The sequence below is a fragment of the Paracoccus mangrovi genome (genome assembly GCF_042648425.1).
In the GTDB taxonomy this organism is placed as follows: Bacteria; Pseudomonadota; Alphaproteobacteria; order Rhodobacterales; family Rhodobacteraceae; genus Paracoccus; species Paracoccus mangrovi.
Genome location: NZ_JBHRXJ010000045.1, coordinates 1 through 1,333 on the forward strand (window position 1 = coordinate 1; position 1,333 = coordinate 1,333).

The 1,333-nt window shown below is 62.3% G+C and carries 1 protein-coding gene; it reads left to right on the top strand.

Going from position 1 to position 1,333, the window contains the following annotated elements:
• Nucleotides 1-63 precede the first annotated feature (63 nt).
• Nucleotides 64-1,278 carry an IS256 family transposase gene (locus tag ACFOMH_RS20560; protein WP_377746800.1) on the top strand — a complete coding sequence of 405 codons (1,215 nt, stop codon included), beginning with the start codon at nt 64-66 and terminating at the stop codon, nt 1,276-1,278.
• The last annotated feature ends 55 nt before the right edge of the window (nt 1,279-1,333 follow it).

The following is a 1,333-nucleotide window of genomic DNA, read 5'->3' on the forward strand; positions in this document are numbered from 1 at the left end:
GAGAGTGTCCGATCTTCTGTGTATCGGTGATCTGGTCCATGCTTCCTGAGAGGAGCAAGGACGATGACGATTTCGAACGAACTGCTGGACGAACTGCTGAAGGGCTGCAAGCGGCCTGAGGATCTGCTTGGCGATGCCGGTCTGATGAAGGAACTGAAGGTCCGGCTGATGGAGCGGATGCTCGGCGCCGAACTGACAGCACATCTGGGCTATGAGGCCGGTGCTGAGCCGCCAGCCGAACAGGCGAACCGCCGGAACGGGGTTGCGACGAAGCGGGTGAAGGGCTCGGACGGCGAGGTGCCGCTTTCGGTGCCCCGAGACCGGGCCGGCAGCTTCGAACCGGAGCTGGTGAAGAAGGGCCAGACCCGGATCGACGGGGTCGACGACAAGATCATCGGGCTCTATGCCGCCGGGCTGTCGGTGCGCGACATCCAGGCGCATCTGGAGGACCTCTATGGTTTACGTGTTTCGCCTGATCTGATCAGCCGCGTCACCGATGCCGTGCTGGACGAGGTCCGGGAATGGCAACACCGGGCGCTGGACCGGATGTCTCCCATTGTGATTTTCGACGCCCTGCGGGTGAAGATCCGCGACGCTGACAGCCGGATGGTCAAAAACAAGGCCGTTTACATCGCCTTGGGCGTTACCCGGGACGGGGATCGCGAGGTTCTGGGGCTCTGGATCGCCGACAATGAGGGCGCCAAGTTCTGGCTGTCGGTGATGAATGAGCTGCGCAACCGCGGGGTCCAGGACATCCTGATCGCTGTCGTCGACGGGCTGAAGGGTTTTCCCGAGGCCATCACCGCAGCCTTTCCCGAGACGACGGTCCAGACCTGCATCGTTCACCTGATCCGGCATTCGATGAATTTCTGCAGTTGGAAGGACCGCAAGGCCGTGGCCGCCGACCTGCGCCCGATTTACGAGGCCCCGACCGCCGAGGAGGCCGCCCGCCAACTGGACGCCTTCGAAGATAAATGGGGCGGGAAATACCCGTCCATCGCCCCGGCCTGGCGCCGGGCATGGGCCGAGGTCACGCCGTTCTATGCATTCAGTGCCGCGATCCGGAAGATCATCTACACCACCAACGCCGTGGAATCACTGAACAGGGTGCTGAGGAAAACGCTGAAAACCAAGGGCTCATTCCCGACCGAGGAGGCTGCCACGAAGCTGATCTTCCTGGCCATCCGCAACTTCGAGAAGGGCGGCCGCGCCGTCCGGGAATGGGTTGCGGCCCGCAATCAGCTGGCCATAATGTTCGCAGGGCGTTTCGACGCCTGACCGTATCTGAAAACCGCATGGGCCCGGTCAGATACACAGAGTTTCGGATACTCCC